Origin of the sequence: Micromonospora sp. NPDC048999, from assembly GCF_040649295.1 — a bacterium.
In the GTDB taxonomy this organism is placed as follows: Bacteria; Actinomycetota; Actinomycetes; order Mycobacteriales; family Micromonosporaceae; genus Micromonospora.
This window is the reverse complement of record NZ_JBEZFI010000002.1, coordinates 382,946-408,946: the sequence shown is the minus strand read 5'-3', so window position 1 is coordinate 408,946 and position 26,001 is coordinate 382,946. Positions and strand designations below refer to the sequence as shown.

Sequence of the window (26,001 nt, the reverse complement as noted above, 5' to 3'; positions counted from 1 at the left end):
GGCGCTACATCCTTTCCGGGGCGGAGACGCCGAGCAGGTGCAGGCCGTTGGCGATGACCACCCGCGTCGCGTCGTTGAGCCAGAGCCGGGCCCGGTGCAGGTCGGTGACCTCCTCGTCGCCGCGCGGCAGGATCCGGCAGTTGTCGTAGAACCGGTGGTACGCACCGGCCAGCCGCTCCAGATAGCGGGCGACCAGGTGCGGCCCGCGCAGCTCGGCCGCCGAGGAGACCACGGCGGGGAACTCGGCGAGCGCCTTGAGCAGCTCGTTCTCCTTGTCGTGGGAGAGCAGTTCGGCGTGGAAATCGGCGGCGTCGCCCCGGGTCAGCCCGGCGTCGGCGGCGTTGCGCCCGACGCTGGCGGTGCGGGCGGCGACGTACTGCACGTAGTAGACCGGGTTGTCGCGGGTGGCCCGGGTCCACAGCTCCACGTCGATGTCGATCGGGGAGTCGCTGGAGTAGCGGGCCAGCGCGTAGCGGGAGGCGTCCACGCCGATCGCGTCGACCAGGTCCTCCAGGGTGACCACGGTGCCGGCCCGCTTGCTCATCCGCACCGGGGCGCCGTCGCGGACCAGGTTGACCAGCTGGCCGATGAGGATTTCCAGGTTGCGCTCCGGGTCGTCGCCGAAGCAGGCGGCCATCGCCTTCATCCGGCCGATGTAGCCGTGATGGTCGGCGCCCAGCATGATCACCACGCGCTCGAAGCCGCGCTCGCGCTTGTCGAGGTAGTACGCGCAGTCGGCGGCGAAGTAGGTCCACTCGCCGTTGGACTTGCGCAGCACCCGGTCCTTGTCGTCGCCGAAGTCGGTGGTGCGCAGCCAGGTCGCGCCCTCGGACTCGAAGATGTGCCCCTGCTCGCGCAGCCGCGCGAGGGCCTGGTCCAGCTCGCCGCGGGCGTGCAGGTCCTTCTCGTTGAAGTAGGTGTCGAACTCCACGCCGAAGTCGCGCAGCGACGACTTGATCTCGGCGAACATCAGCTCGACGCCCTCGACCCGGAACACCTCCTGGGCGGCGGCGTCGTCCAGCTGGCGCACCTCCGGCCGGCGCAGGACCACCTCGGTCGCGATCTCCGCGATGTACGCGCCGCCGTAGCCGTCCTCGGGGGCCGGCTCGCCCTTGGCGGCGGCCAGCAGCGAGCGGGCGAACCGGTCGATCTGCGAGCCGGCGTCGTTGAAGTAGTATTCCGTGCCGACCTCGGCGCCGGTGGCGCGAAGCAGCCGGCTGAGCGCGTCACCGACGGCCGCCCAGCGGACCCCACCGATGTGCACCGGCCCGGTCGGGTTCGCCGAGACGAACTCCAGGTTGATCTTCTGCCCGGCGAGGGTGTCGCTGCGGCCGTACTCCGGACCGGCCTCGACGATGACCTTGGCGAGCTGGCCGGCGGCGGCCGCGTCGAGCCGGATGTTCAGGAAGCCCGGGCCAGCGATCTCCACCGACTTGATCCCCGGCGCCCGCCCGAGCTGCTCGGCCAGGGCCACGGCCAGCTCCCGCGGGGGTACGCCCACCTTCTTGCTGAGCTGCAGCGCCAGCGTCGAGGCGTAGTCGCCGTGCTCGGGATTACGGGGTCGCTCGACGGTGGTCTGCGCGGGCAGCGCGGAGCGGTCCAGGCCCCGGTCGGCGAAGACGGCGTGGGCTGCGGAGAGGACGACCTCGGCGAGTTCTGCGGGAGTCACCGATCCATGGTATCGGGGTTAGACTCGGGCACCGCGGCAGCAACCAGCATATGAACCTGGCCGCGGCACCCCTGACCGACCGACCTGACGAGGCACGATGAGCATCAGCACCCCGGGCGGCCCGGAGCGCCGCCCGACCGTGGTCAGCACCGGCAAGAAGCCGGCAGCCGGCCGACCGGCCGCCGGCGACAAGCCCGCCGACGGCAAGACGGCGGCCGCCAAGGGCCCGAGGCCGAGCGCCGGCGCCGGCGGCAAGGGCCGCAAGCCCATCGCGCCGGTGAAGGTGAGCCAGGGCCGGCCGTGGGGTCCGATCGCGCTCTTCGTCGCGGTCGGCGTGCTCGCCGCCGGCATCATCGGCTACGGCGCGTACGCCGCCGTTCAGGGGTCCCAGCCGTGGCAGAAGCGGGCCGACTCGATCAAGGGCGTCGTCGACTTCTACAAGAAGGACAAGGACCTCGTCGTCGGCGGCAAGCACCAGCAGGGCTCGATCACGTACGACGTCCTTCCGCCGGTGGCCGGCCCGCACAATCCGTCCTGGCAGAATTGCATGGGCGACGTCTACGACGCCCCGATCGCCAACGAGCACGCGGTGCACAGCCTGGAGCACGGCACCGTCTGGATCACCTACCGCCCGGACCTGCCGGCCGACCAGGTGGCGAAGCTCAAGGCCCGGGTGCAGGGCAAGGAGAAGCTGATGCTGAGCCCGTTCGAAGGGCTGGACAAGCCCATCTCGCTGCAGGCCTGGGGCTTCCAGCTCAAGGTCGACAACGCCGACGACAGCCGGATCGACGAGTTCATCAAGGTGCTGCGGGTGAACGCCTCCGTCGAGGGCCCGAACGCCAACTGCGGCCAGGGCATCACCGCCACCGGCACCACCCCCCGCGACGCGGGCAACCAGATGGACGAACCGGTCCAGCAGTAAGGACGACGTGATGACCGCTCCCGTGACGACGGACACCGACCTGGACGAGGTTCCGGCCACCGATGACGGTGGCCGGCGGGCAGGGCACCGCTTCGGCACCCTCGCCCTGGCCGCCGCCGTCGTGGTCGGCCTGCTGCTCGGGTACGCGGGCGGCCTGCTCACCCCGACCTTCACCCGCCCCGGCGAGCACTCGGTGGAGGCCGGCTTCGCCCGGGACATGACCACCCACCACGCCCAGGCGGTGGAGATGGGGCTGTTGGCCTTCCAGCAGGGCCAGGACTCCGAGGTACGCCAGATCGGCGGCGACATCGCCACCGGCCAGCAGGGCGAGATCGGCACCATGCAGACCTGGCTGCGGCTGTGGAAGCTGGGGCCGACCGGCGACGATCCGCCGATGGCCTGGATGTCGGACGGCGCGGGCCTGGTCAAGGAGGGCCTGATGCCGGGGATGGCCACGCCGGAGGAGATGAAGCAGCTGCGGGCCACGACGGGGCGCGAGTTCGACCTGCTCTTCCTCCGGCTGATGATCCAGCACCACCTCGGCGGGGTCCACATGATCCAGGGGGTCCTCGACGAGGGGCACGACAAGGACGTGCTGGCGGTCGCGCAGACCATGAAGAACACCCAGCAGACCGACCTGGCCAACCTCAACGCCGCGCTCAAGCGACTGGGCGGCTGAGGCGGCGTAGCACCTGCTTTCGAGGGGCCCGCGTCACCCGACGCGGGCCCCTCCGCATGCCCGGGCCGCGTCCTGTCCGCTATGCCAGCTTATGACGCCTTTACGGGCATACGACCCATTGCACTGCTTGGCGACTTTTCTCCATACATATCGTGACCAGTTGCGATTCGGGCTCGTTGCGCAGGACGTGGGGGTTGCACTCAGAGACGCAGGGCGGTCGGTGACCAGCTGGTGCCGACGCCACACCATCGGCGGTGACGGGGCGGTCGCAGCCGTCCGTCGCGGACAGCGGCCGGGCGAGTCGGGAGCGCTCAGCCGTGAACAGGAACTCGAACTGATCGACGTGTTGCGGGGCGTCCACCCCGACGAGTTCGGCCTGGACGAGGAGCTCTGGACGCGACAGAGCCTGACCACCCTCATCCAGCGCCGGTTCGGCCTGGCGATGGACGCCGGCATGGTCGGGGCGTACCTGCGGGCCTGGGGGTTGGGTCCGCGGGAGCCCCGAGAGCGAGCCTGCGGGCTGTGCGTGAGCGCGGTCGAGCACTGGGTGCGCGGCGAGTACCCGTCGATCACCCGGGCCGCTCAGGAGCATGCCGCGGAGGTCTACTGGATCGGTCGGGTCCGCCTGCGCGGCACCATGCCGGCGGCCGACGTGATCTCGGCGGTCTCGTCCCGGGGCCGGGTGCGTTTCATGATCACCACACCCTCGGTGGACCCGCCGCTCCCCCGCGACTTCGTGCTGCGGCTCAGCGGCGTCGAGGAGCGCACGGTGCACCTGATCGTCGACGGCTCGTGGCCGCGCAACGAGTGGCCGCGCCGCCTCCCCCGGCGCATCGTCCTGCACCCACTCCCCAGCTGCGGCCGCCCCCTAGCCGCCGCCTGACCCCCGACCGCACTATCCGGCGATCATGAGGTTGGCGGCGATGATGATCTCCCCGGTCGCCGTCAACCTCATGATCAGCGGCAAGCGGCGGAGGCGGGCGACGCGCGGGGGTGTCGATTGGGTGATCCGGGAGGGGGTTTGCTACTCTACTCAGGTCGCTGAGCCCCCGTAGCTCAGGGGATAGAGCACCGCCCTCCGGAGGCGGGGGCGCAGGTTCGAATCCTGCCGGGGGCACAGAAGCAGCACAATGAAGGCCGCTGACCAGGGAAACCCGGTTGGCGGCCTTCATTGTGTGTCCGGCCATGCAGCGGCCCTCGGCGGGCGTCTGTGCAAAATGCGTGCCGATGTTCGGCACAGCCTCAGCTCGTGGTGGCGGGCCGGTCCGATCTGACCGCCGCCTACCGGTGTCGTCCCCGACGATAAGTAGCAGGTTATCAATATCGCCCAAGGACGATTCGCCGAACGCTATGCGGCAAACGCTTCTCTGGTCAGGATTGGTGGGCAGTCAGGCAACCTGCACCACAGCGGATCAGGGAGGGAACAAACTTGCGACTGCTCCGGAGGTTCGCAGCCATCGCCACCGCAGCCGCGCTCGTCGGGCTGCTGACGCCCGCCGCCGCGGCACAGGCAGGCACCGGCACCCCGGGCAAGGACGCCCCGTACTGGGTCACCGACGCCGGCTACACCCCCTACACGGTGGACCCGGGCCACACCCTCGCCCTGTACAACCAGAACGGCAGGGTCGAGCTGTTCTGGATCGGCACCGCCACCACGTACACGAATCCCGGCGCGCTGTACCACCAGTGGTATAACGCCAACGACACATGGTCGGCGCCCCAGTCACTGGGCGGACTGATCTACGACAGCTTCTGCGGGCTGCGCAACCCGGCCGGGACGCTGGAGATCTTCGTCAAGGCCAAGGGGAAGGACGTCAACCACATCCGGCAAAAGACGCCGGCCGGGGACTGGACGGGCTTCCAGAACGACATCGGCGGCCTTATCGCCGACGGCATGGGCGTCCACTGCTACCACCTCGACAGCGGCAGCGGCGTGGCGGTCCGGGTGTACGGCCCGGACAAGATGTGGCACTACAAGGTGCGCAACATCATGGGTGAATGGCCGACGCAGTGGTCGTGACCGATCCCGCATAAGGCGCCGCCCGAAGTGCACCTCTTCGGCGAGCAGAGCCCAACAGCGACTCGTCGATCGCGGTACGGCAAACGCTTCTCTGGCCAGGATTGGTGGGCAGTCATAGTCACGTGTCCGACCCCGGGCGGGCCCTCGGGATGGACGTACCGAAGGAGATTTGATGCGTATCAAGAAGGCCTTCGCGGCGCAGGTGGCAACCTGCGCGGCGGTGGTACTCGCCGTGGCGATCGCCCCGCCGGCGGCCTAGGCCGAGCCGGGGTGGGCTGTCGACTTCATCAGCGTGCTCAAGCCTGCGAACGGCGGAAGTGCCACGATGGTGCTGGACGTGAAGAACGGGTCGGCGGCCAACATGACTCCGGTGCAGCTGTGGGCACACCCCAGCGGGGCGTACCCCCTGAACCAACAGTGGTTCTTGTGGGGGAAGTGGCAAGACGGGAACGGCAATTGGGGTTACGAGATCCGCAGCAAGGTTTCTAGCAACCCCAAGTGCCTCGACCGCCGGGCTGATTTGGGGCTCGGAAACGGCAACGTCGTGCAGATTTACGACTGCAACGGATTGACGAACCAGGCCTGGTGGCCGGTCACGGTCGGCACCAGCAAGTGGGTCCTGTTGAAGAATGGCGCTGACGGCCGTTGTCTCGATGTCCGGGACGCCAGCTACGGCAACGGGGCGCCACTGCAGGTCTGGAGCTGCAGCAGCGGCAACTGGAACCAGCGCTGGAACATCTACCCATAGAAGTCGACTCACTGAGCTGTTTCGGTTCCGCCTCTCCTTCACCGGCCTAGTGGAATCAGCACGAGAACGCCGCTGACCAGGGAAACCCGGTCAGCGGCCTTCATCGTGTGGCTCCGGCCGTCAGTGGCCCTTGGCGGCTTCCGTGCCGAATACTTGGGGGTTCACCGCGCGGCAACCCACTGTGCCACCTGGAGCAGGGCGGTGAGGGCGGGGTTGTCCCGGTGCTGAGGCAGCCAGGCCAAAGCCGCTGTGGAGAGAGGTAGATCCGTGACGTCGACATAGGCGACGCCACGGCGAGAGTAGTCGTGACGGGCCTCGGCGGGCAGGAATGCGATGGCTTGGCCGCGGGCAACGGCCGACAGCAGCGCATCCATGTCCCCGACCACGGGACCGTAACGTACGACGCTGCCGTCGGGGCGGGGGTTGACCGTCCAGTAGTCCCACCACTCTCGCAGCTCTGGGATGGGGACGTCGACCACCACGCGGTCGGACAGTTGGGCCAGGGTCAGCGGCGCCTGACCCACCAGCGGGTCGTCGGCGGGCAGGCAGGCGACGCGCGGCTCCGTCGCCAGGTGCAGGCTTCGCAAGCCGGGCGGCAGCGGGGGCCGCAGGAACGCGGCGTCGACCTCTCCGCGGGGCAGGGCGAAGACCTGCTCGACGAAGTTGACGGAGCAGATCTCGACGGTGATCCCAGGATGTCGGGTGGACAGCTCGGCGAGGATGGCGGTCGCGTAGGGCATGAAGGCCTCGCCGCCGATGGCTCCGATTTTCAAGTGGCCCCGCACCTGCCGGGAAAAGGTGGCGGCGACCCCTCGAAGACGGTCCATGGCAGCGACGAGATCGCGCGCTTCGGGCACCAGAGAGCGACCGGCCTCGGTGAGATCCGCCTGGCGGGAGGAGCGTCGTACCAGGTCAACGCCCAGCCGGTCCTCCAGCGCGCGGATCTGCTGGCTGAGTGCGGGCTGCGTCAGGAACAGGCGCTTTGCTGCGCGGCCAAAGTGCAGCTCTTCGGCCAACACCAGAAACAGCCGTAGCTGATGAACGCTGGGCTCGTGGGAGGCGGGGCGGGTCCGAGCTGGCCGCCGCCCACTGGTGTCGCCGTCAACCATAAAGAGCAGGTTATCAATGCGGCCCAAGGGCGACTCGCCGATCGCTGTACGGCAAACGCTTCACCGGCCAGGATTGGTAGGCAGTCAGGCAACCTGCACCACAGGTACGACAGGCGCCGTAGCGCTGCTCGGGAGCCACTTCAACTGGCTCCCATGATCGGGGGGCAGCGCGACGCGGCACGGACACCAGAAGCCCGGGCCGCCGGCTCGGGCTTCTTCGCATGTCCGGGTCAGCCGGCGGCCTCGCGGCGGGCCTTCGCGCGGCGCTTGCCCTCGTGCATCGCCTGCACCCGGGCCACCGGGATGGTCCGCCCCTCGGCGACCAGATCGGCCGGGAGCCGCTGCGGCTCGGGTAGCGCCGCCGCCCAGGGGTCCCGCTCGGCAACCAGCGCCGGCACCGTCCGCACCGTGAAGTCGGCGGGCGTCACCGACTCCAGATCCTCCCAGCCGACCGGGTACGACACCGGCGCCCCGGGGCGCACCCGGGGGCTGTAAGCCGCCACCACCGTCGCCCCGTACGCCCGGGTCGAGTCGACGAAGACCCGTCCGCCCCGGTCCTCGACGATGAACGCGGTGGTGGCCAGCGCCGGGTCGAGCCGCTCGGCGTGGACGGCGACGGCCCGGGTCGCGGCGGCGGCCTCCTCGGCGGTGGTCCCGGCGGCCACCGGCACGATCACGTGCACCCCCTTGGCGCCGCTGGTCTTCACCGCCCCGGCCAGCCCGGCGTCGGCGAGCGCCTCCCGGACCAGCAGCGCGGCCCGGACGGCCAGGCCGAACGAGTCCCCCGGCGGCGGGTCCAGGTCGAGCACCAGGTGAGTGGGGTGCTCCGGACGGCCGGCCAGACCCAGCGTCGGGTGGTACTCCACCGCCCGCTGGTTGGCGAACCAGAGCAGGGTCCGCCGGTCGTCGCAGAGGGCGTACGAGATCCGCCGGCGGGACGCCTCCGCCCAGACCGAGGTACGGCGTACCCAGTCCGGGGTGTACTTCGGCACGTTCTTCTGCATGAACGGGTCCTGCCCGGGCCGCACCCGGAGCACCGACAGCGGCCGGTCACGTAGCCCCGGCAGGATCCGTTCGTGGACGACGTCCAGGTAGTCGACCAGGTCGCGCTTGGTCGCCCCGGCCCCGTCGAACAGCGGCTGGTCCAGGTTGGTCAGCGACACCCCGGCTCGGGTCTCGTCAGCGGCGCCCATCCGTTCACCTTCCCGGTCCGGGGACGCCTCGGCAACCCCGACACCCGGTCTCTCGGTGCCGCCCGAACCGGACCCCGAGCGGCGCGCCGGCGATCCGGCCGGGAACGACCCAGGTCCGCACACACTGTGGACCTGATGTCGTAAGCGATTCACGGGCGCCGCGTCGGCGGACGACCGAGCCACCGATTCGTTTACGACCTCAGGTTCGTAGCGAGCCGAGGAGAGCTCGCCCGGGGGCGGGCGGAGGTGGTGCCCCGATCCCCGAGCCCGGCGGTACCGTCCCGGGGCGCGGCCAGCACCCGCGTGGCGGACTCCTCGGCCGGCACTGCGGGCGCAGACGCGGCTGCGGCCGGCGCGGGCCGCGACCTGGTCCACGCCGGCCGTGCGCAGGTCCCGGCGCGGGCCGCGCCGAGTGACCGCTGTGGCGAAGACCACGCCACCAGTCTGACCGATCGGTCAGGTGCTGACCGATCGGTCAGGCATGCTGGAGGGCATGGCACGGTCAGTTCCGGAGACCCACGACGAGATCCTCGCCGCCGCGGCGCGGCGCTTCGCCGTCACCGGCTACAAGGGCACCTCGCTACAGGACATCGCCGGCGAGGTGGGCTGTTCCAAGGCAACCGTGCTCTACCACTTCGCCAACAAGGAAGCCCTGCTCACCGAGCTGATGGCACCCGCCATCGCGGTGCTCGAGGCGCTCGACGCACGGATCGCCGGGCACGCCGGCGCCGACGCGCAGCGGGTCGCCGCCGAGGGCTTCGTCGACCTGGCGGTGCGTTTCCGCCGGGAGATCGCGCTGCTCCGCGGCGAGTTTCCCGACCTGCTCCAGCAGCCCGCCTTCGCGCACATCCAACAGATCTCCGAACGGCTCATCGGGGCGTTCGCCGGCCACTCGGACCGTCCGTCCGCACGGATCGCCGCGCTGGTCGTGCTGGCCGGGATCGCCGAAACCTGCGCCGAGTTCATCGACATCCCCGACGAGGAACTGCGGCCCGCGTTGCTGGCCGTAGTCCGGCGGGCCCTCGAACCCACCACCTGATCCCAGTTTGCGACCCTGAGGACAAAGGAAGCTTCATGGCGACCCTGCTGTACCGGCTCGGCCGGGCATCGTTTCGCCGGCGGCGACTCGTCGCCGTCGTCTGGCTCGTCGTACTCGTCGGCCTGGGCGCCGCCGCGCTCACCCTGAAGGGCCCGACGGCCAGCAACTTCACCATGCCGGGCACCGAGTCGCAGCGCGCGATCGACCTGCTCGCCGAGCGGTTCCCGACGGCCAGCGGGGCCACCGGCACGATCGCGGTCAAGGCACCCCAGGCGGGGCAGCTCGGCACGCCCGAGGGGCAGGCGGTGGTCGGGCAGGTCACCCAGGAGGCGGCCGCCCTGCCCGGCGTGGTCGGCGCGGTCGACCCGTACCAGGCGCAGGCGCTCAGCCAGGACGGCCGGTACGCACTGATCCAGGTGCAGTTCGCCGGGCGCGCGGACGAGGTGACCGACGCCCAGCGCGCCGCGTACGAGAAGGTCGGCGCGGCGGCGGAGGCCCAGGGGTGGCGGATCGCACCCGGCGGCGAGGTGCTCAACGCCGAGCCGGAGGTCGGCTCGACCGAGGCGCTGGGTGTGCTGGTCGCCGCGATCGTCCTGGTCGTCACCTTCGGTTCACTGGTCGCGGCCGGGATGACCATGCTGAACGCGCTTATCGGGGTCGGCGTCGGCATGACCGGCCTGTACGCGCTCAGCGGCGCGGTCGAGCTGACCAGCACCGCGCCGATCCTGGCCCTGATGCTCGGCCTGGCGGTCGGCATCGACTACTCGCTCTTCATCACCTCCCGGCACCGGCAGAACCTGCTCGACGGGCTCTCTCCGGAGGAGGCCGTGGGCCGGGCGGTCGGCACCGCCGGCTCCGCCGTGGTCTTCGCCGGCGCCACCGTCGTCATCGCACTCGCCGGCCTGGCGGTGGTGAACATCCCGTTCCTCACCGTGATGGGTCTGGCCGCCGCCGGCACGGTGACCGTGGCGGTCCTGGTGGCGATCACCCTGGCCCCCGCGCTGCTCGGCTTCGCCGGCCGGAAGGTGCTCCCCCGCCGGCTGCGCCGCCGAAAGGCGGTCACCTCCAGTGCCGGCGCGGAGGACCGCTCGGGCTTCGGGTTCCGCTGGGCGCACTGGGTTACGAAGCTGCGCATCCCGGTCATCCTCGTCGGCCTGATCGGCCTCGGCCTGCTCGCGCTCCCCGCCCAGCACATGCGCCTGTCCCTGCCGGACGCCGCCACCGCGGCCGAGGGCACCCCGGCCCGGGTCAACAACGACCTGATCCGGGAGGGCTTCGGCGCCGGCTTCACCGGCCGGCTCGCGGTGGTCGTCACCGCCGACTCGCCGCAGGCCACCCAGGCCGCCGTACCGCAGGTCACCGCGCTGGTACAGAAGACGGACGGGGTGCTCGCCGTGGCCCCGCCGCAGCTCGACCCGTCCGGCCGGACCGCGCTGCTCGGGGTCATCCCGAAGACCGGCCCGACCGACGCGGCCACCGAGGCGCTGGTGCACGACATCCGCGACCACGTCGGCGGCTTCCGGGACGCCGACGTGCTGCTGACCGGCGCGACCGCGATCGGCATCGACGTGTCGGAGAAGCTCTCCGCCGCGCTCCCGATCTACCTGCTGCTGGTCGTCGGCCTGTCGGTTCTGCTGCTGATGCTGGTGTTCCGCTCGGTGCTGGTGCCGGTGAAGGCGGCGCTGGGCTTCCTGCTCACGGTGGCGGCCACCTTCGGCATCACGGTGGCGGTCTTCCAGCAGGGCCACCTGGCCGACCTGGTCGGGCTGAGCACCCCGGGGCCGCTGATCAGCTTCCTGCCGATCCTGCTCATCGGCATCCTGTTCGGCCTGGCCATGGACTACGAGGTCTTCCTCGTCTCCCGGATGCGGGAGGACTTCGTACACGGCGACACCGCCCGGCAGGCCACGATCAACGGGATGGGGCACGGGGCCCGAGTGGTCACCGCCGCCGCGCTCATCATGATCTCGGTGTTCGGCGGCTTCGTCTTCCTCGACGACCCGGTGATCAAGTCGATGGGCTTCGCGCTCGCGGTCGGCGTCGCCATCGACGCCTTCGTGGTCCGGATGGCCATTGTCCCGGCGGTGATGTCCCTGTTGAACAACGCCGCCTGGTGGATCCCCCGCCGGCTGGACCGGATCCTGCCCAACGTGGACGTCGAGGGCGAGGGCCTGCGCGCCCACCTCGCCGAACGCGAGCCCGCCGGCGTGTGAAAGGAGGGCCCCTTGTTAACAAGGGGCCCTCCTTACCGGCGGACGGCCGGTCAGACGCCGGCCGGGTAGGTCTCCATCTCGCCGGGGGTGGTGCGCGCCGGCAGCGGGTGCAGAGCGGTCGCCTCGTCACACCAGATGAACGCGTCGTAGCGCTCACCGAGTCGGGTGGGCACGTAGTTGCCCCAGGACTCGAAGCTCGGGTCGTAGACCACTCCGATGGCCCGGTGGTCGGCTTCCCCGGTGACCCACTCGGGCTGGTCCGGGCCGCCGAAGACCAGCACCGCCCGCTCCGGCATCAACTCGTGCAGCCGCCGCTCCACCGAGCCTTCCCGGGCCGGCGGCACCACCATGGCCTCGGCCGGCGACCCCCAGCGCGGCGCGGCGACCACCGTGCCCCGGTAGCTGCCGAAGCCGACCAGCGCCACCGCGTCCGGCCCGTGCCGCTCCCGGGCGAGCTGACCGATGTTGATCATGCCGTCCGCCGTCATGTCGGTGGCGCGGGCGTCGCCGACATGCGTGTTGTGCGCCCAGACGATGCCCCGTGACTCCGGGCCGTAGTGATCGAGCAGCCGGTCCAGGGTGTCGGCCATGTGGATGTCCCGAACGTTCCAGGACTCCGGCCCGCCGCCGACCATCACCCGGTAGTAGCGCTCCGCGCCGGCCACGACTTCGGCGTTCTGCCAGGCCGAGAAGCGGTCCGGGCCGTCCGCGGCGGCTCGTTCCCGGGTACGCGTCAGCAGCCGGACAACCTCCTCCTCGCACCGGGCCGAGACGAAGCGGCTGGCCATGCCGTACTCCTCGGGCCGCTTGCCGTACGGCTCGAAGCAGCGGTACGCCTCCTGCACCGCCTCCAGCGAGGCCGGATCCTCCTCGCCCAGGTAGTCGAAGATGGCCTGCATCGACTCCCACAGGCTGTAGACGTCCAGCCCGTGGAAGCCGGCCCGCTCCTGCTCAGGGCGTTCCAGGTTCCAGGCCCGCAGCCAGCGGCTGAACCGGGCCACCTCGACGTTCGCCCACATCCAGGTGGGCCAGCGCTCGAAGCGCTCCAGTGCGACCAGCGGATCGGCCAGCCCACCCGGTGCGCCCACCACGCTGCGGTGCACCCGGTCGCAGTCCGGCCAGTCCCCCTCCACCGCGACGAACCCGAAGCCCTGCTCGGCGATGAGCCGTCGGGTCAGTTGTTCACGGAGCCGGTAGTAGTCGTAGCTGCCGTGCGTTGCCTCCCCGATCATCACGATCCGGGCGTCCCGTACGCGTTCCAGCAGCGGGTCGAAATCGCTCGGCGCGCCGAGTCGCTGTACCAGCATGTCCGCGGCTACCCCTGGACCCGCCCGGGCAAACCGGCCGCCGAGCGCAGGGAGAGGCGCAAGGAGGGGGCGCAAGCAGGGGCCCCTGCTTAGCGGCGGGTGGAGCGGGTAGCCGGCCGGTATGGCGGTCACCGGGGTGCAGTTCCAGGAGTTCCTCGCCGGGCTCGACTACCCGGTCTCCCGCGAGGATCTGATCCGCTGGTGCCAGGAGAACGGCGGCAGCACCGAAGTGCTCCAGCTGCTCAAGGCGCTGCCGGCGGAGGAGTTCACCTCCCCCGCCGAGCTGGCCGTAGCGCTCAACGCGCTGGCCTGAGCCCCGGGTCGACCGCGTGCAGCAAGCGGCACAGCACCAGCCACTGCTCGGGCCAGACCAGACCGACCGGGACGTCCGGATCGAGCCGGGCGGCTCGCAGCGCACCCTCGACCCGGCGGCGCGGGTGTGCGGTGCGCAGCGAGGCCGCGAGCGAGCCACCGACGCCGCCGAAGCCGAGCTCCACCATCCTCCGGTACGCGGGCAGCGCCGTCCGGGGCAGCAGCGGCTCCGGGCGGCGTTCGATGCGGAGGATGCCCCCGTCCACGGCGGGCACCGGGCGGAACGCGGTACGCGGCACCCGGCCGGCCAGCCGCCAGTGGTGCTCGGGCCAGGTGAGCACGGTGAGCCGGCTCCACCGGCCGTGCTCCCCGGTCCGCTTTCGGGCGTACGCGAGCTGGGTGAGCAGGGTCGCGGACCGCAGGCCGGGCGCGGCGAGACACCAGCGGACCACGCCGGCGGTCAGTGACCACGGAATGTTGCCGACCACGGCGAACGGCTCGTCGGGCGGGGCTGCGGCGAGGAAGTCGGCCGGCCGGACCCGGACCTGCGGCAGGTCCACGCAGGCCGCGGCCAGCCGCGTCAGGACGGCCGGTTCGACCTCGTACGCGATCAACCGACCGCAGCGGGCGGCCAGCGGCCGGGTCAGCCGGCCGTCCCCGGCGCCCACCTCCAGCAGCAGGTCGTCCGGGCCGGGGCGGGCCGCCCGGACCATCCGTGCGACGGCGGCCGGGTCGGCTAGGAAGTTCTGGGACAGTACGCGACGGGACCGGTCGCGTGCGGTGGTGCGGAATCGGCGGGGCGCCACGGGTTCGTCCTGTCTGTCGCCGGACGGCGACAGACAGGCAGCGCTGAGCGGGGCCTGTCCGAGCGGAATCGGGACTCGGACGACCCTGGAAATCGGCGGAACGCGAAAGGCGGCGCGCAGCAGCGGGCCCGGTCACGGGCCGGCGGTGCGGACGGTCAGGTCAGGCGCGGTGGGCGTCCCGGCCGGCCAGGGCCGGACGCCGGACTCGCGGACGGGGGACCAGGAGGAGGCCCCGCGCGGCCGGCGTGACGGCCACGTCGATCAGGGCATGCGTGCACATGCCGGCCAGGTTAGTGCCACACCCGACGCCGGGCGACCGATTTCGGCGCCCGCCGGTGTTCACAGGTCGATCGTGCGGCCCTGGGTGCGGGCGGTCTCGGCGGCATCGAGCACCGCCACCACCTCCCGGCCGAACCGGACGTCGCAGCGGTGGTCCCGGGTGCCCGCTTCGACCTCCTCCAGCAACTGGTCGATGGCCGTGCCGAACGCCTGGAGCACACTGCCGTCGCCGGGCGGAACGGTCTCGACGCCGTTCTCGCCGAAGAAGACGAAATCCTGGGTGACCGCCTCGGCCGGCGCGTCCAGGGTGAGCGAGAGGCTGCTGGTGGCGCCCCCGTCGTGGGTGAGCAGCAGGTGCACCAGCCCGCTCGGGCCGTCCATCGCGGCCACCCGGGTGACCCGGCCGAGTACGGGCAGGATCAGCGACAGCGCGTGCGGGCCGACGTCCCAGAGCGCGCCCCGCTCCCGCCGCCACGGCGAGTTCCCGTACGGGTTTCCGGGCTGGTAGATGGAGGCGAACATGGTCGCTCGGGCGTGCTGCCAGCCGCCGGCCGCCGCGGTCGAGGCGAGGAAGCCCGTGACGCTCGGGTGGAAACGCTGGGTGAAGAAGACGACCGAGGCCACCCCGGACGCCTGGGCGGCGGTGACCACCCGGTCGGCTTCGGCGAGGCTCAGCGCCAGCGGCTTGTCCAGCAGCAGGTGCCGCCCGGCGGCGGCGGCCCGGACGGCGATGTCGGCCTGCACGTCCGGCGGCAGCGCGACCGCGATCGCGTCGACGGCGGCGAGCAGCTCGTCCACGTCGCCGAAGGCCGGCACGCCGTGCCGGGCGGCCAGCGCGCCGACCTTCTCCGGATCCCGACCCCAGACCCCGGCCAGCTCGGCCTGCGGGTGGGCGTCGATGGCCGCGGCGTGCGTCTCCGCCGCCCAGTGACCGGTGCCGAACAAGCCGAACCGCAGCACGAGTCCCCCTGCCGTCGTCGTCCGCCACGGCGTACGCCCGTGGTCGTGATTCACGCTAGTCGTCGGGGCCGCGCCGCGCGGCCCCGACGCGGCGGGCGAGCCGGGCAACGGTGGCTACTACACCGCTTAGTAGGCTGTGCCGGTGAACGCGACTGTTTCGCCGGCGGCGTCGATGACCAGCGCCGCAGCGGCCGGCTCGCCGGTGGACGGGATCCTCGCGACGGCCGCGATCGTGCTGTCGCTCGTACTCGCGATCTGGGCCCTGGTGGCTGCGGTACGCCACCGGTCGCCGGACCGGCTCCAGTTCGCCGGGCTGGCCGTGCTGGAGGCGGCGCTGCTCGCGCTCGCCGCGCTGGCCCTGGTCGCGCTCGGCGGCGGTGAGCGGCCGGGCGAGCCGGGTGCCTTCTTCGGCTACCTGGTGACGTTGGTGTGTCTGCCGCCGTTGGCCTGGGTGCTGGCCCGGATGGAGCCGACCCGCTGGGGCTCGGCCATCATCTGCGCGATCTGCCTGGTCACCCCGGTCGTGGTGGTCCGGCTGCAGCAGACCTGGGAGGTCGTCGGTGGCTGAGCCGCGGACGACGAACCGGGGGCCGGGTCGGCTGCTGATCGCGGTCTACATCCTCTTCGCCATCGCCGCGACCTCGCGGGCGGGCCTGCAGATCGCCACCAAGTTCGACGAGGCACCGGTGGCGTACCTGCTCTCCGCCGTGGCCGCGCTGATCTACATCGTGGCGGCGGTCGGGCTGGCCCGGGCCGGGCACGCCGGCCGCAACGTGGCCCTGGCCTGCTGCTCCGTGGAGCTGGTCGGGGTGGTCGCGGTCGGCATCCTCAGCGTGGCCGACAAGGCGCTCTTCCCGCACGCGACGGTCTGGTCCGGGTTCGGCAGCGGCTACGGCTACATCCCGCTGGTCCTGCCGGTGCTCGGCCTCTTCTGGCTCTGGCGCACCCGGCACGACCCCGCCTGAGGCCGTCGGCGCTCGGCGGGAGCGACCATCCCACCCGGCCCGAACGGCCGGCCCGCCCGGCGGCGACCGGGCGGGACGGCGGCACGGTCAGTCCTTGGGGCCGCCGGCGACGTAGATGACCTGGCCGGAGACGAAGGACGCGCCCTCGCTGGCCAGGAACGAGATGGTGTGCGCGACGTCCGCCGGGCGGCCGGTGCGGCGGACCGGGATCTCCGCGGCGGCGTGCTGCTGGAGGGCCTCGAAGTCGACCTTCATCCGGGCGGCGGTGGCCGCGGTCATGTCGGTGACGATGAAGCCCGGCGCGACCGCGTTGACGGTCACCCCGAACGGGCCCAGCTCGATGGCGAGGGTCTTGGTGAAGCCCTGCAGGCCCGCCTTGGCGGCGGCGTAGTTCGCCTGTCCCCGGTTGCCCAGCGCGGAGGTGCTGGAGAGGTTGATGATCCGGCCCCACTTCCGCTCGACCATGTGCCGCTGTGCGGCCTGGCTGAACAGGAAGGAGCCGCGCAGGTGCACGCCCATCACCGTGTCCCAGTCGGCGTCGGTCATCTTGAACAGCAGGTTGTCCCGGAGCACGCCGGCGTTGTTGACCAGCACGGTCGGCGCGCCCAGCTCGGCGGCGACCCGCTCGACGGCGGCCTCCACCTGGGCCCGGTCGGAGACGTCGGCGCCGACCCCGAGCGCCCGGCCGCCGCTGGCGGCGATGGCGTCCACGGTCTCCTTGGTCGCCGCCTCCTCGATGTCGACCACGGCGACGGCCATGCCGTCGGCGGCCAGCCGCCGGGCGGTGGCCGCGCCGATGCCGCGCGCGGCTCCGGTCACGATGGCGACGCGGGGCTCCTCCGACATGATTACCTCCCGGTAACTTGGGCTCGATCGAAGGAGCTTAACCCAGGCGTACGCGGGGCCGACCTGGCCGATCACCGGCTCCGGACCTGCGGCGCTCCCCCCGCGCCGCCTCCGGGCCGGTACGGTGCCGGCATGAGCCCCGACACCCAGCCCGTCGACTGGTCCGCCGGCACCTGGCTCAACCCGCCGGAACGCGCCGAGAAGTCCGGCGACGGGCTGCTGGTGGAGCCGCGCGGGGGCAGCGACTTCTGGCGCCGGACCAGTTACGGCTTCGTGCACGACGACGGCTCTGCGCTGCTGGCACCATTCCCGGTGGACAGTGCGGTGGAGGTCGGTTTCCGGCTCGACTACGCCGCGCAGTTCGACCAGGCCGGGGTGCTGGTCCGGGTGGACGACCGCCGGTGGACCAAGGCGGGGGTGGAGGTCAGCGACGGGCACCCGCAGGTCGGCGCGGTGGTCACCGACGAGTTGTCGGACTGGTCGGTCGCCCCGGTGCCGGAGTGGTCGGGGCGGGAGGTGACCGTCCGGGTCAGCCGGGCCGGGGACGCGCTGACCGTACGGGCCCGGGTGGACGGCGAGCCGTGGCGGCTGGTCCGGCTGGCCCCGCTGGCTCCGACGGCCGAGGCGTCGGCCGGGCCGTACTGCTGCTCGCCCAGCCGTAGCGGTTTGGTGGTCCGGTTCATCGGCTGGCGGCGCGGGCCGGCCGACGCCGCGCTGCATCCAGGGGACTGAGGCCGATGGGACCACGCGCGGCGCGACCGGCGGTGGATGACCGCCGGTCGCTGACCGCGACGCCGCCTCAGTACTTTGCGGTGATCGAGGTGAACTCCCAGGCGTTCTGGGCGATGCCGGAGCAGTTGGAGACCACGCCCCCGTTCGGGCAGGACCGGTCCCGGTTGACCGACCAGAAGGTGAACCGGGCCAGCCCGCGCGCCTTGGCCCAGTCCCGGATCTGGGTCCAGATGGCCGTGGTGGTCAGCTCCTGCTGGTCGGAGAGACCGTTCATGCCGGAGATGCCCATGTGCGCGTACGCGGTGGCGCCGGACCAGCCGAACGCGGACTTGAGCGCGTTCTTCAGCCCCTCGGCCGCGTTGACCGTGTTCTGGTACATGTTCGCGCCGCCGCCGAAGTCGAACGGCATGATGGTGAAGACGTCGACGTTGGCGCCCAGCGCGGCGGCCTGGTTGATCAGGCGAGTGCCCCACCAGCTCGGGCCGGTGGTCGACGTACCGATGGTGACGATCGTCTTGATGCTCGGGTTGTTCTGCTTGACGATCTTCAGGGCACCGAGGATCCGGTCCTGCACCACCTCGTTCTCGAACTCGTCGGAGTTCTCGATGTCGATGTCGATGGCCTTCAGCCCGTACGCGTTGATGACCTGCTGGTAGGCCCCGGCGAGGGCGCTGGCCGAGGAGCAGTTCGGGCCGAGCTTGTTGCCGCTCCAGCCGCCGAAGGACGGGATCACGTCGCCGCCGGCCGCCCGGATCGCGGCGATGGTGTTGGCGTGCGCGCCGCCGCTGAGCGGTCCGTTGCCGTCCCAGGCCGGCGTGCAGCCGCCGCCGGAGAGCATGAACGCGATGGTGAACCACTTGACCCCGGTCGCGTTCATCACGGTCGACGGCGCGGGCGGGTCGCCCCAGCCCGGGTAGAGGTAGGGCGCGGCGGCCATCGCGCCGGTCCCGCCGCCGGTGCAGCCGGTGGTGGTGGCCGGCACGGCCGCCGACTTCGCCGACTCGCCTGAGGAGTTGTACGCGGTCACCGTGTAGTTGTACGTCGAGCAGGCGGCCAGCCCGGAGATGGTCGTCGAGGTGCCGGTGACGGTGGCCTTCACGGTGTTGCCCTCGTAGACCCGGTAGCCGGTGACCGTGCCGGAGACGGCGTTCCAGGCGAGCGAGACCGAGGTGTTGGCGGTGCCGGTGACCCGCAGGTTGCCCGGGGTGGCGGGCGCTCCCGGACTGCCGCCGCCGGTGCACGAGCCGCCGTTGACGGTGCAGTTGGTCGGGTCGCCCTTGCCGTTGACGTTGAAGCCGAAGGTGGTGCTGGCCCCGGGGCCCAGGTTGCCGTTCCAGGACTGGTTGACCGCGGTGACGTGCTGGCCGGAGGCGGTCAGCACGGCGTCCCAGAACACGCCGAGGCTGCTGCCGGCGGGCAGGTCGAACTGGACGTTCCACGAGGAGATGCTGGCCGAGGTGTTGTTGGTGACGGTGAACTTGCCCTCGTAGCCGGTGTCCCAGGTGCTGACTCGGACGAAGGCGGCGGTGGCGGCGGAGGCGGGTGGCGCGGCCACGACGGTGGCCGCGACCAGGGCGGCGGCGAGCGCGGCGGCGAACGTCGCCACGCGGCGGGAGCGGAGTCTCACGGCGTCCTCCAGGGACCGTTGCGGTGGTGGGATGCCGGCCCGCGCGAGCCGGCGTGGAGGTATTCATGACCGTCGACGTCAGCGCCTATTATTAAGACTGTTAACTGTTTCTGTCCAGAGGGATCCGGGTGTCAGGAGGGGCCCCTTCCTATCCGCCAGGCGTTAAGAAGGGGCCCCTGCTCAGGGTCAGTGGCGGAAGGTGAACCAGTTGACGTTGACGAAGTCGGCACCCTGGCCGCTGGAGAAGGTCAGGTAGACGGTGTGCCGGCCGGTCACCGCGTTGACGTTGCCGGGCACCGAGCGCCAGCTCTGCCAGCCGCCGGTGTTGGCGATCGCGAAGCTGCCGATCGGTGAGTTGCTCAGGCTGTCCACCCGGACCTCGACCAGCCCGCTCACCCCGGCCGCCGCGCCGGAGGCGACCCGGGCCAGGAAGTCCCGCGGCGGGCTGCTGCCGAAGTCCACGTTGTCGTAGCGGGCCCAGTCACCGTTGCTCAGCGAGCCGATGTCCTGGCCGCCCTCGGAGCACGCCTCCACCTGAACCCCGCTCTGGGCGTTGAACGCCTCGGCCTGGATCGTCGAGTACGCGTCGACCACGCCGCCCGGCGGTGGGGTGGTCGGCGGCGCGGTGGTCGGTGGCGGGTTGCCGCCGCCCCGGGTGTAGGCGGCCACGTAGTCGACCAGCATCGGCTGGCCGGAGACCGTGGCGGAGGTCGGCGTGCCGGTGCCGGCCACCCCGTTCGGGAAGCTGCCACCCATCGCCACGTTGAGCAGCAGAAAGTAGCCGCCGTGGTTGGTCATCTGCCCCCAGTACGAGCCGACCTGACTCTGGCTCACGGTGTGGAAGAGCTGACCGTCGACGTACCAGCGGAGCTGCTGCGGGTTGACCGAGGCGTCCCACTCGAAGCGGTAGGTGTGGAACGCCGACTGGCAGGTGCTGCCCGGGCAGGCCCGGGAGTTGCCGATGCCGTTGAACTCGTTGCACGGCCCACCGGGGGCGACGCCGCAGTGCAGCACCCCCCAGACCGAGTTGATCCCGTTGACGTTCTCCATGATGTCGAACTCGCCGACGCCCGGCCAGTTCTGGTAGTTGCCCCGGTACGGCGAGCCGAGGGCCCAGAACGCCGGCCAGTAGCCGGCCGCCTGTGCGCCGGTGACGTTCGGCATCTGGATCCGCCCCTCCAGCGCGAGGACTCCCCCGGCCGGTGGCTTGAAGTCGGTCCGGACGGTCTCGATCCGGGCCGAGGTCCACCGGCCGGAACCGTCACGCACCGGGGTGATCCGGAGGTTGCCGGCGCCGTCCTGGCTGACGTTGGCGGTGCTTGAGGTGTACGTCTGGATCTCGCCGGTGCCCCAGTTGGCCGGGCCTCCCGGATAGCTGGTGCCGGTGTCGATGATCCAGTTGGCGGACGAGGGCAGGGTGCCGGCCGCGCCGGTGAAGTCGTCGCTCCAGACCAGGCTCCAGCCGGACGGGGGCGGTGGGACGGCGGCCTGGGCGGTCATCGAGACAGCGGCCAGTGCGGTGGTGGTGGCGACCACGGCCGCCGCCAGGGCGAGCCGCCGGCGCGACGGGCGCACGGCGGACGGGGCGGCGGATGCCGCCGGGACAGGGTTCATCGGGATGCCTCTCTGCGGGGACGGGGCGAGAGAGCGCGCTCTAAGTCCGATTTGTACGCCCCACCTCCACACTTGTCAACGCTTATCGATGTCTTCCGTCGCTCGCGGCCGGCTCAGGACTCGCGGACCAGGGGGAACGGCAGGGTCTCCCGGATGGATCGGCCGGTCAGGAGCATCAGCAGCCGGTCCACGCCGAGACCGAGGCCGCCGGTGGGCGGCATCGCGTACTCCAGCGCGGTGAGGAAGTCCTCGTCCAGCTCCATCGCCTCCGGGTCACCGCCGGCCGCCCGCAGCGACTGTTCGGTGAGCCGGCGCCGCTGCTCGGTCGGGTCGACCAGCTCGGTGTACGCGGTGCCCAGCTCCATCCCGAACGCCACCAGGTCCCACCGCTCGGCCAGCCGCGGGTCCTGCCGGTGCTGGCGGGTCAGCGGGGACACCTCGGTCGGGAAGTCCAGGTAGAACGTGGGCTCCTCGGTTCGCGCCTCGACCAGCCGCTCGTACAGCTCCAGCAGCACCGCGCCGCGCCCCCAGCCCGGGTCGTACGGCACCCCGGTCGAGTCGCAGAACTTACGCAGGGTGTCCAGCTCGGTGTCGGCCGTGACCTCCTCACCCAGCGCGACGGAGATCGCCTCGTTGACCGTCCGCACCGGCCACTCGCCGCCGATGTCGACCAGGTCGCCGCCGGGGCGACGGGCCGCCGGCGTGCCGTGCACCGCCACCGCCACCGCCACGATCAGCTCCCGGGCCAGCGCCCGCATGTCGTGGTAGTCGGCGTACGCCTGATACGCCTCCAGCACGGTGAACTCCGGGTTGTGGCGGTTGTCGACGCCCTCGTTGCGGAACGCCCGGCCCAGCTCGTACACCCGCTCGATCCCGCCCACGGCCAGCCGCTTGAGGTAGAGCTCCGGCGCGATCCGCAGGCTGAGCCGCAGGTCGTAGGCGTTGCTGTGGGTGACGAACGGGCGGGCGTTGGCACCGCCGTGCACCCGCTGCAGGATCGGCGTCTCCACCTCCAGGAAGCCCCGCCCGACGAGCGAGGAGCGCAGGCTGTGCAGGGCCGCCCCGCGCGCCGCCAGCAGCTCCCGCGCGTCGGCGTTGATGATCAGATCCAGGTAGCGCTGCCGGACCCGGGCCTCCGGGTCGGCCAGCCCGTGGTGCTTGTCCGGCAGCGGGCGCAGGCACTTGGCGGTGAGCCGCCAGTCGGCGACCCGGACCGACACCTCGCCGCGCCTCGTGGCGTACACCTCGCCGGTGGCGCCGAGGTGGTCGCCGATGTCGACGCCGGCCCGCCACCGGTCCAGGTCGTGTTCCAGCATCAGCTGAAGGTCGCCGGTGCCGTCCCGGACGGTGGCGAACAGCACCCCGCCGTGGTCCCGGACCAGCAGCACCCGGCCGGCGACCGCTACCGTCTCCCCGGTCCCGGTGTCCGGGGCCAGCCCGGCGTGCCGCTCCCGCACCGAAGCACAGCCGGCGTTGCGCGGATAGCCCACCGGGTACGGGTCGACCCCCTCGGCGCGGAGCCGGTCGAGCTTCGCCAGGCGGATCCGGATCTGCTCCGGCCGCTCGATCTCGGTCGGCTCCGGGGGCACGGCCCGGACCGTCGCGGCGGCCGGCGGGACGAAGCGCACCCCGCCACCGGGCGGCGGCACCCCGTACAGCGGGGTGGGCCGGCCGCCCGGCAGGGCGAGGAAACCCTCGGCGATCGCCGCCGCGATGCCCACCCGGGCCAACTCCCGGCGCTCCGCGAAGCAGAGGTAGCGGGGCATCCAGTGCGGCTGGTATTTCGCGTTGGACAGGTAGAGCGACTCAAGCTGCCACCAGCGGGAGAAGAAGAGCAGGGCGTGCCGCCAGAGCCGGATGAGCGGGCCGGCGCCGATCCGCGCGCCCTGCTCGAAGACCGAACGGAACACCGCGAAGTTCAGCGACACCCGTTCGACGCCGAGCCGGGACGCGGCGCCGAGCAGCGCGGCCACCATGAACTCGATGATCCCGTTCTCGGCCGTTCGGTCCCGGCGCATCAGGTCCAGCGACAGCCCGTTCGCGCCCCACGGGCTCAACGACAGCAACGCCCGCACCCGGCCCTCGGCGTCCCGGGCCTCGACCAGCACGCAGTCGCCGTCGGCCGGGTCGCCGAGCCGGCCCAGCGCCATCGAGAAGCCCCGCTCGTTGTCGGTGTCCCGCCAGGCGCTGGCCAGCTCGGCCAGCCGGGACATCTCCTCCGGCGGGATCTCGGCGTGTCGCCGCACCCGGGCGGTGTAGCCGCCGCGTTCCACCCGGTGCACCGCCTGGCGCACCGGCCGCATGTCCCGGCCGTCCAGGTCGAACTCGCGGGTCAGCAGGACCGCCTCGTCGCCCAGGTGCAGCACCTTCAACCCGTACCGCTGGTACGCCCGGGCCGCGGCCTCGCCGGTGCCCATCACCGCCGGGATCCAGGCGTACGCGCGGGCCTGCCCGAGCCACGCCTCGATGGCCGGGCCCCACGCCTCCGGGTCGCCGACCGGGTCACCGCTGGCCAGGCTGACCCCGTTGACCACCCGGTAGGTGATCGCCGCCTTGCCGCTGGGCGAGAAGACGGCCGCCTTGTCCCGCCGGGTGGCGAAGTAGCCGAGGGAGTCCCGTTCGCCGTGCCGGGCGAGCAGCTCGCGGATCCGCTGCTCCTCGCCGGGGTGCAGCACCGCGTTCGCCCGCTGGGAGCGGACCAGGGTGAACAGACCGGAGACGAAGGCGACCGCGCCGAAGAAGCCGAGCAGCAGGTTGACCCAGCCGGGCGCCTGACCTCGACGGGTCACGTCGAGCGTGATCGCGCCACCGAACACCTTCTCGGCCGCGTACCCGAGCCGGTCCGACCAGCTGTGCAGGCTGCCCGGCTCGAAGATCAGCAGCAGGTAGCCGAGCCCGACCGAGACCGCCGCAAGGCCGAAGAAGACGCCGAGTGCCCGCCAGAAGCTGCCGCTGCGTACCCGGGCGTAGAACTCCCGCCGGGCGGCGAGCAGCAGGGCCAGCGCGCCGGCGGCGAAGGCGATGCCGACCCACACCCCGACCGTCTCCAGCGTGGTGAAGAGCCGCTGCCCGGCGGCGGCGTTGAGCTGGTTGCTGCCGAACAGCAGCAGCACCACCCCGGCCACCACGCCGACCACGAGGGTGAGGCTGAAATACACCACCAGCACCCAGTACGCCAGCCGCTTGCGCCGCAGCACCGCCGAGGCCAGGGTGCCGAGGAAGACCGCGTACGCCAGGTTGGCCGGCGCGGGCAGCAGCAGGGCGTCGATCGCGGTGCGCAGCGGCTGGACGCCGGTGCGCAGGGCGCTGCTCAGCGCCGCCACCGTGGAGAGGGCCGTGACCGCCCAGAGCAGGGTGGCGAAGCCTCGCGGCACCTGCCGTCGCCAGCCCCGGCCGGTTCGCCGGGGCTCGGTCACCGTCCGCGACGTGCTGCTCGGAGTCAATGGAACCTCCCTGCCTGCCGGCGACGACGACGCACGGGCGTCGACCGGCCTCATCGTAGGCCCGTCGGCGCCACCTGGACACGTCCGGCGGGAGCGACCCCAGGGTCGATCTCCACGTGCCAGGATGGGCCTCATGGCGGAGCGGCTGGTCGTCATCGGCGGGGACGCGGCCGGGATGGCGGCGGCGTCCCAGGCCCGGCGCCGCCGTGACCGTGCCGAGCTGGAGATCGTCGCCTTCGAACGGGGCCACTTCACCTCATACTCCGCCTGCGGCATCCCGTACTGGGTCAGCGGGGTGGTGTCCGAGCGGGAGCAGCTCATCGCCCGCGACCCGGCCACCTTCCGGGAGAAATTCGACATCGACGTCCGGCTGCGGCACGAGGTCACCGCGATCGACCCGGACCGCCGCGAGGTGGTCGCCCGCGACCTGGCCGGCGGCGGCCAGGTCCGCGAGCGCTACGACACCCTGGTGTACGCCACGGGCGCGACGCCGGTGCGGCCCAAGTGGGGGACCGACGGCATCGCCGGGGTGTTCGGCGTGCAGACCCTCGACGACGGCTCGGCCCTGCTGAACTGGCTGGACCACGAACCCCGGCCCCGCCGCGCGGTGGTGGTCGGCGGCGGCTACATCGGCGTGGAGATGGCCGAGGCGCTGCTGCAGCGCGGGCTCTCGGTCGACCTGGTCGAGCAGGCCGACCGGCCGTTGCCCACGATGGACCCGGACATGGCCGAGCTGGCCCTCGACGCGCTGCGCCGGATCGGCGTCGGGATCCGTACCGGCCTGTCGGTCACCGGTCTGCGGGAGCGGGACGGCCGGGTCGCCGCGGTGGTCACCCCGGAGGGGCCGATCCCCACCGACGTCGTGGTGCTCGGCCTCGGCGTACGCCCGAACACCGCGCTCGCCGAGGCCGCCGGCCTGCCGCTCGGTCCCACCGGCGGGGTCCGCACCGATCGGCGGATGCGGGTGCCCGGGGTGGCCGGGGTCTGGGCGGCCGGCGACTGCGTGGAGACCCTGCACCGGGTCAGCGGCATGCCGGTGCACATTCCCCTGGGTACCCACGCCAACAAGCAGGGCCGGGTCGCCGGGATCAACATCGGCGGCGGGTACGCGACGTTTCCCGGGGTGATCGGCACCGCGGTGACCAAGGTCTGCGACCTGGAGGTGGGGCGGACCGGCCTGCGGGAACAGGACGCCCGCGCCGTCGGCTTCGAGTTCGTCTCCGTGGTCGCCGAGTCGACCAGCCGGGCCGGCTACTACCCCGGCGCGCGGCCGATGACGGTCAAGCTGATCGCCGAGCGGCCCAGCGGCCGGCTGCTCGGGGCGCAGATCGTCGGCTGGTCCGAGGCGGCCAAGCGGATCGACGCGCTGGCCGTGGCGCTGTGGAACGGCATGACGGTGGACGAGATGACCTCGCTGGACCTCGGCTACGCCCCGCCGTACGCCCCGGTCTGGGATCCGGTGCTGATCGCCGCCCGCAAGGCCGTCGACGCCCTCGCCCACTCCGGCCGGTAGGGCGC

22 protein-coding genes and 1 tRNA gene are annotated in these 26,001 nt (G+C 72.0%); 13 read left to right on the top strand and 10 right to left on the bottom strand.

Annotated features, from left to right (window positions below; all coding sequences use genetic code 11):
- Positions 1-4: 4 nt before the first annotated feature.
- Entirely contained in the window at positions 5-1,669 is a 1,665-nt protein-coding gene (gene argS / locus AB0C02_RS06340; RefSeq protein WP_357541739.1) for an arginine--tRNA ligase, read from the bottom strand.
- A gap of 97 nt (positions 1,670-1,766) precedes the next feature.
- Between argS and AB0C02_RS06335 the strand changes: the two genes are divergently transcribed.
- The 6 genes from AB0C02_RS06335 (at position 1,767) to AB0C02_RS06310 (ending at position 6,038) form a co-directional block, all read left to right on the top strand.
- The gene (locus tag AB0C02_RS06335) at positions 1,767-2,591 is read left to right on the top strand and encodes a DUF3105 domain-containing protein (RefSeq protein WP_357541737.1); all 825 of its coding nucleotides are present in this window, start codon (positions 1,767-1,769) and stop codon (positions 2,589-2,591) included.
- A 10-nt stretch (positions 2,592-2,601) separates the two neighbouring features.
- Entirely contained in the window at positions 2,602-3,270 is a 669-nt protein-coding gene (locus AB0C02_RS06330; protein ID WP_357541735.1) for a DUF305 domain-containing protein, read from the top strand.
- A 187-nt stretch (positions 3,271-3,457) separates the two neighbouring features.
- A complete protein-coding gene (locus AB0C02_RS06325) occupies positions 3,458-4,153 on the top strand; it encodes a winged helix-turn-helix domain-containing protein (RefSeq protein WP_357541838.1) in 696 nt (231 codons plus the stop codon).
- Positions 4,154-4,315: 162 nt separating this feature from the next.
- Positions 4,316-4,387: transfer RNA gene (locus tag AB0C02_RS06320), tRNA-Arg, on the top strand.
- Positions 4,388-4,699: 312 nt separating this feature from the next.
- Positions 4,700-5,290, top strand: coding sequence for a hypothetical protein (locus tag AB0C02_RS06315; RefSeq protein ID WP_357541733.1), 591 nt, complete (start codon positions 4,700-4,702; stop codon positions 5,288-5,290).
- A 325-nt stretch (positions 5,291-5,615) separates the two neighbouring features.
- Positions 5,616-6,038 carry an RICIN domain-containing protein gene (locus tag AB0C02_RS06310; protein WP_357541731.1) on the top strand — a complete coding sequence of 141 codons (423 nt, stop codon included), beginning with the start codon at positions 5,616-5,618 and terminating at the stop codon, positions 6,036-6,038.
- Between the two features lie 161 nt (positions 6,039-6,199).
- Here AB0C02_RS06310 and AB0C02_RS06305 read toward each other — a convergent pair whose 3' ends face one another.
- Both AB0C02_RS06305 and AB0C02_RS06300 read right to left on the bottom strand, forming a co-directional pair.
- A complete protein-coding gene (locus AB0C02_RS06305) occupies positions 6,200-7,147 on the bottom strand; it encodes a LysR family transcriptional regulator (protein ID WP_357541729.1) in 948 nt (315 codons plus the stop codon).
- Between the two features lie 230 nt (positions 7,148-7,377).
- Positions 7,378-8,340: an ATP-dependent DNA ligase gene (locus AB0C02_RS06300; RefSeq protein WP_357541727.1), complete on the bottom strand. Its 963-nt coding sequence runs from the start codon at positions 8,338-8,340 to the stop codon at positions 7,378-7,380.
- Between the two features lie 493 nt (positions 8,341-8,833).
- On the opposite strand from AB0C02_RS06300, the gene AB0C02_RS06295 reads away from it, so the two are divergent.
- Positions 8,834-9,379: a TetR family transcriptional regulator gene (locus AB0C02_RS06295; RefSeq protein WP_357541725.1), complete on the top strand. Its 546-nt coding sequence runs from the start codon at positions 8,834-8,836 to the stop codon at positions 9,377-9,379.
- Positions 9,380-9,414: 35 nt separating this feature from the next.
- Positions 9,415-11,592: an MMPL family transporter gene (locus AB0C02_RS06290; RefSeq protein WP_357541723.1), complete on the top strand. Its 2,178-nt coding sequence runs from the start codon at positions 9,415-9,417 to the stop codon at positions 11,590-11,592.
- A 50-nt stretch (positions 11,593-11,642) separates the two neighbouring features.
- Here the strand turns inward: AB0C02_RS06290 and AB0C02_RS06285 are convergent, their stop codons facing one another.
- Complete coding sequence (locus AB0C02_RS06285; RefSeq protein ID WP_357541721.1) at positions 11,643-12,899, bottom strand: erythromycin esterase family protein; 1,257 nt, start codon at positions 12,897-12,899, stop codon at positions 11,643-11,645.
- 121 nt (positions 12,900-13,020) lie between these two features.
- Here AB0C02_RS06285 and AB0C02_RS06280 point away from each other — a divergent pair, with 121 nt between their 5' ends.
- Positions 13,021-13,212: a DUF2795 domain-containing protein gene (locus AB0C02_RS06280; RefSeq protein ID WP_357541719.1), complete on the top strand. Its 192-nt coding sequence runs from the start codon at positions 13,021-13,023 to the stop codon at positions 13,210-13,212.
- Here AB0C02_RS06280 and erm read toward each other — a convergent pair.
- Together erm and AB0C02_RS06270 are read right to left on the bottom strand one after the other, a co-directional pair.
- Positions 13,196-14,017 (bottom strand): ErmE/ErmH/ErmO/ErmR family 23S rRNA (adenine(2058)-N(6))-methyltransferase, encoded by an 822-nt coding sequence (gene erm / locus AB0C02_RS06275; RefSeq protein ID WP_357541717.1) that lies wholly within the window; start codon positions 14,015-14,017, stop codon positions 13,196-13,198. The two genes, AB0C02_RS06280 and erm, sit on opposite strands and share 17 nt — an antisense overlap.
- Before the next feature lie 339 nt (positions 14,018-14,356).
- On the bottom strand, positions 14,357-15,256 hold the full coding sequence (locus AB0C02_RS06270; protein WP_357541836.1) for a Gfo/Idh/MocA family oxidoreductase: 900 nt from the start codon (positions 15,254-15,256) through the stop codon (positions 14,357-14,359).
- A 172-nt stretch (positions 15,257-15,428) separates the two neighbouring features.
- Between AB0C02_RS06270 and AB0C02_RS06265 the strand changes: the two genes are divergently transcribed.
- Together AB0C02_RS06265 and AB0C02_RS06260 are read left to right on the top strand one after the other, a co-directional pair.
- Positions 15,429-15,824, top strand: a complete 396-nt coding sequence (locus AB0C02_RS06265) for a hypothetical protein (protein WP_357541834.1) — start codon at positions 15,429-15,431, stop codon at positions 15,822-15,824.
- Entirely contained in the window at positions 15,817-16,221 is a 405-nt protein-coding gene (locus AB0C02_RS06260) for a hypothetical protein (protein ID WP_357541715.1), read from the top strand. Before AB0C02_RS06265 ends, AB0C02_RS06260 begins: the two co-directional genes overlap by 8 nt.
- An 87-nt stretch (positions 16,222-16,308) precedes the next feature.
- Here AB0C02_RS06260 and fabG read toward each other — a convergent pair whose 3' ends face one another.
- Positions 16,309-17,067: a 3-oxoacyl-ACP reductase FabG gene (gene fabG, locus AB0C02_RS06255; RefSeq protein ID WP_357541713.1), complete on the bottom strand. Its 759-nt coding sequence runs from the start codon at positions 17,065-17,067 to the stop codon at positions 16,309-16,311.
- Positions 17,068-17,199: 132 nt separating this feature from the next.
- On the opposite strand from fabG, the gene AB0C02_RS06250 reads away from it, so the two are divergent.
- Positions 17,200-17,799, top strand: a complete 600-nt coding sequence (locus AB0C02_RS06250) for a DUF1349 domain-containing protein (RefSeq protein ID WP_357541712.1) — start codon at positions 17,200-17,202, stop codon at positions 17,797-17,799.
- Positions 17,800-17,866: 67 nt separating this feature from the next.
- Here the strand turns inward: AB0C02_RS06250 and AB0C02_RS06245 are convergent, their stop codons facing one another.
- The 3 genes from AB0C02_RS06245 to lysX all read right to left on the bottom strand — a co-directional run bounded on the left by AB0C02_RS06245 (position 17,867) and on the right by lysX (position 24,483).
- Positions 17,867-19,426 (bottom strand): cellulose binding domain-containing protein, encoded by a 1,560-nt coding sequence (locus AB0C02_RS06245; protein WP_357541710.1) that lies wholly within the window; start codon positions 19,424-19,426, stop codon positions 17,867-17,869.
- A 186-nt stretch (positions 19,427-19,612) separates the two neighbouring features.
- On the bottom strand, positions 19,613-21,040 hold the full coding sequence (locus AB0C02_RS06240) for a carbohydrate-binding protein (RefSeq protein WP_357541708.1): 1,428 nt from the start codon (positions 21,038-21,040) through the stop codon (positions 19,613-19,615).
- 113 nt (positions 21,041-21,153) lie between these two features.
- The gene (gene lysX, locus AB0C02_RS06235; RefSeq protein WP_357541706.1) at positions 21,154-24,483 is read right to left on the bottom strand and encodes a bifunctional lysylphosphatidylglycerol synthetase/lysine--tRNA ligase LysX; all 3,330 of its coding nucleotides are present in this window, start codon (positions 24,481-24,483) and stop codon (positions 21,154-21,156) included.
- Positions 24,484-24,616: 133 nt separating this feature from the next.
- On the opposite strand from lysX, the gene AB0C02_RS06230 reads away from it, so the two are divergent.
- Complete coding sequence (locus AB0C02_RS06230) at positions 24,617-25,996, top strand: FAD-dependent oxidoreductase (RefSeq protein ID WP_357541704.1); 1,380 nt, start codon at positions 24,617-24,619, stop codon at positions 25,994-25,996.
- Positions 25,997-26,001 lie beyond the last annotated feature (5 nt).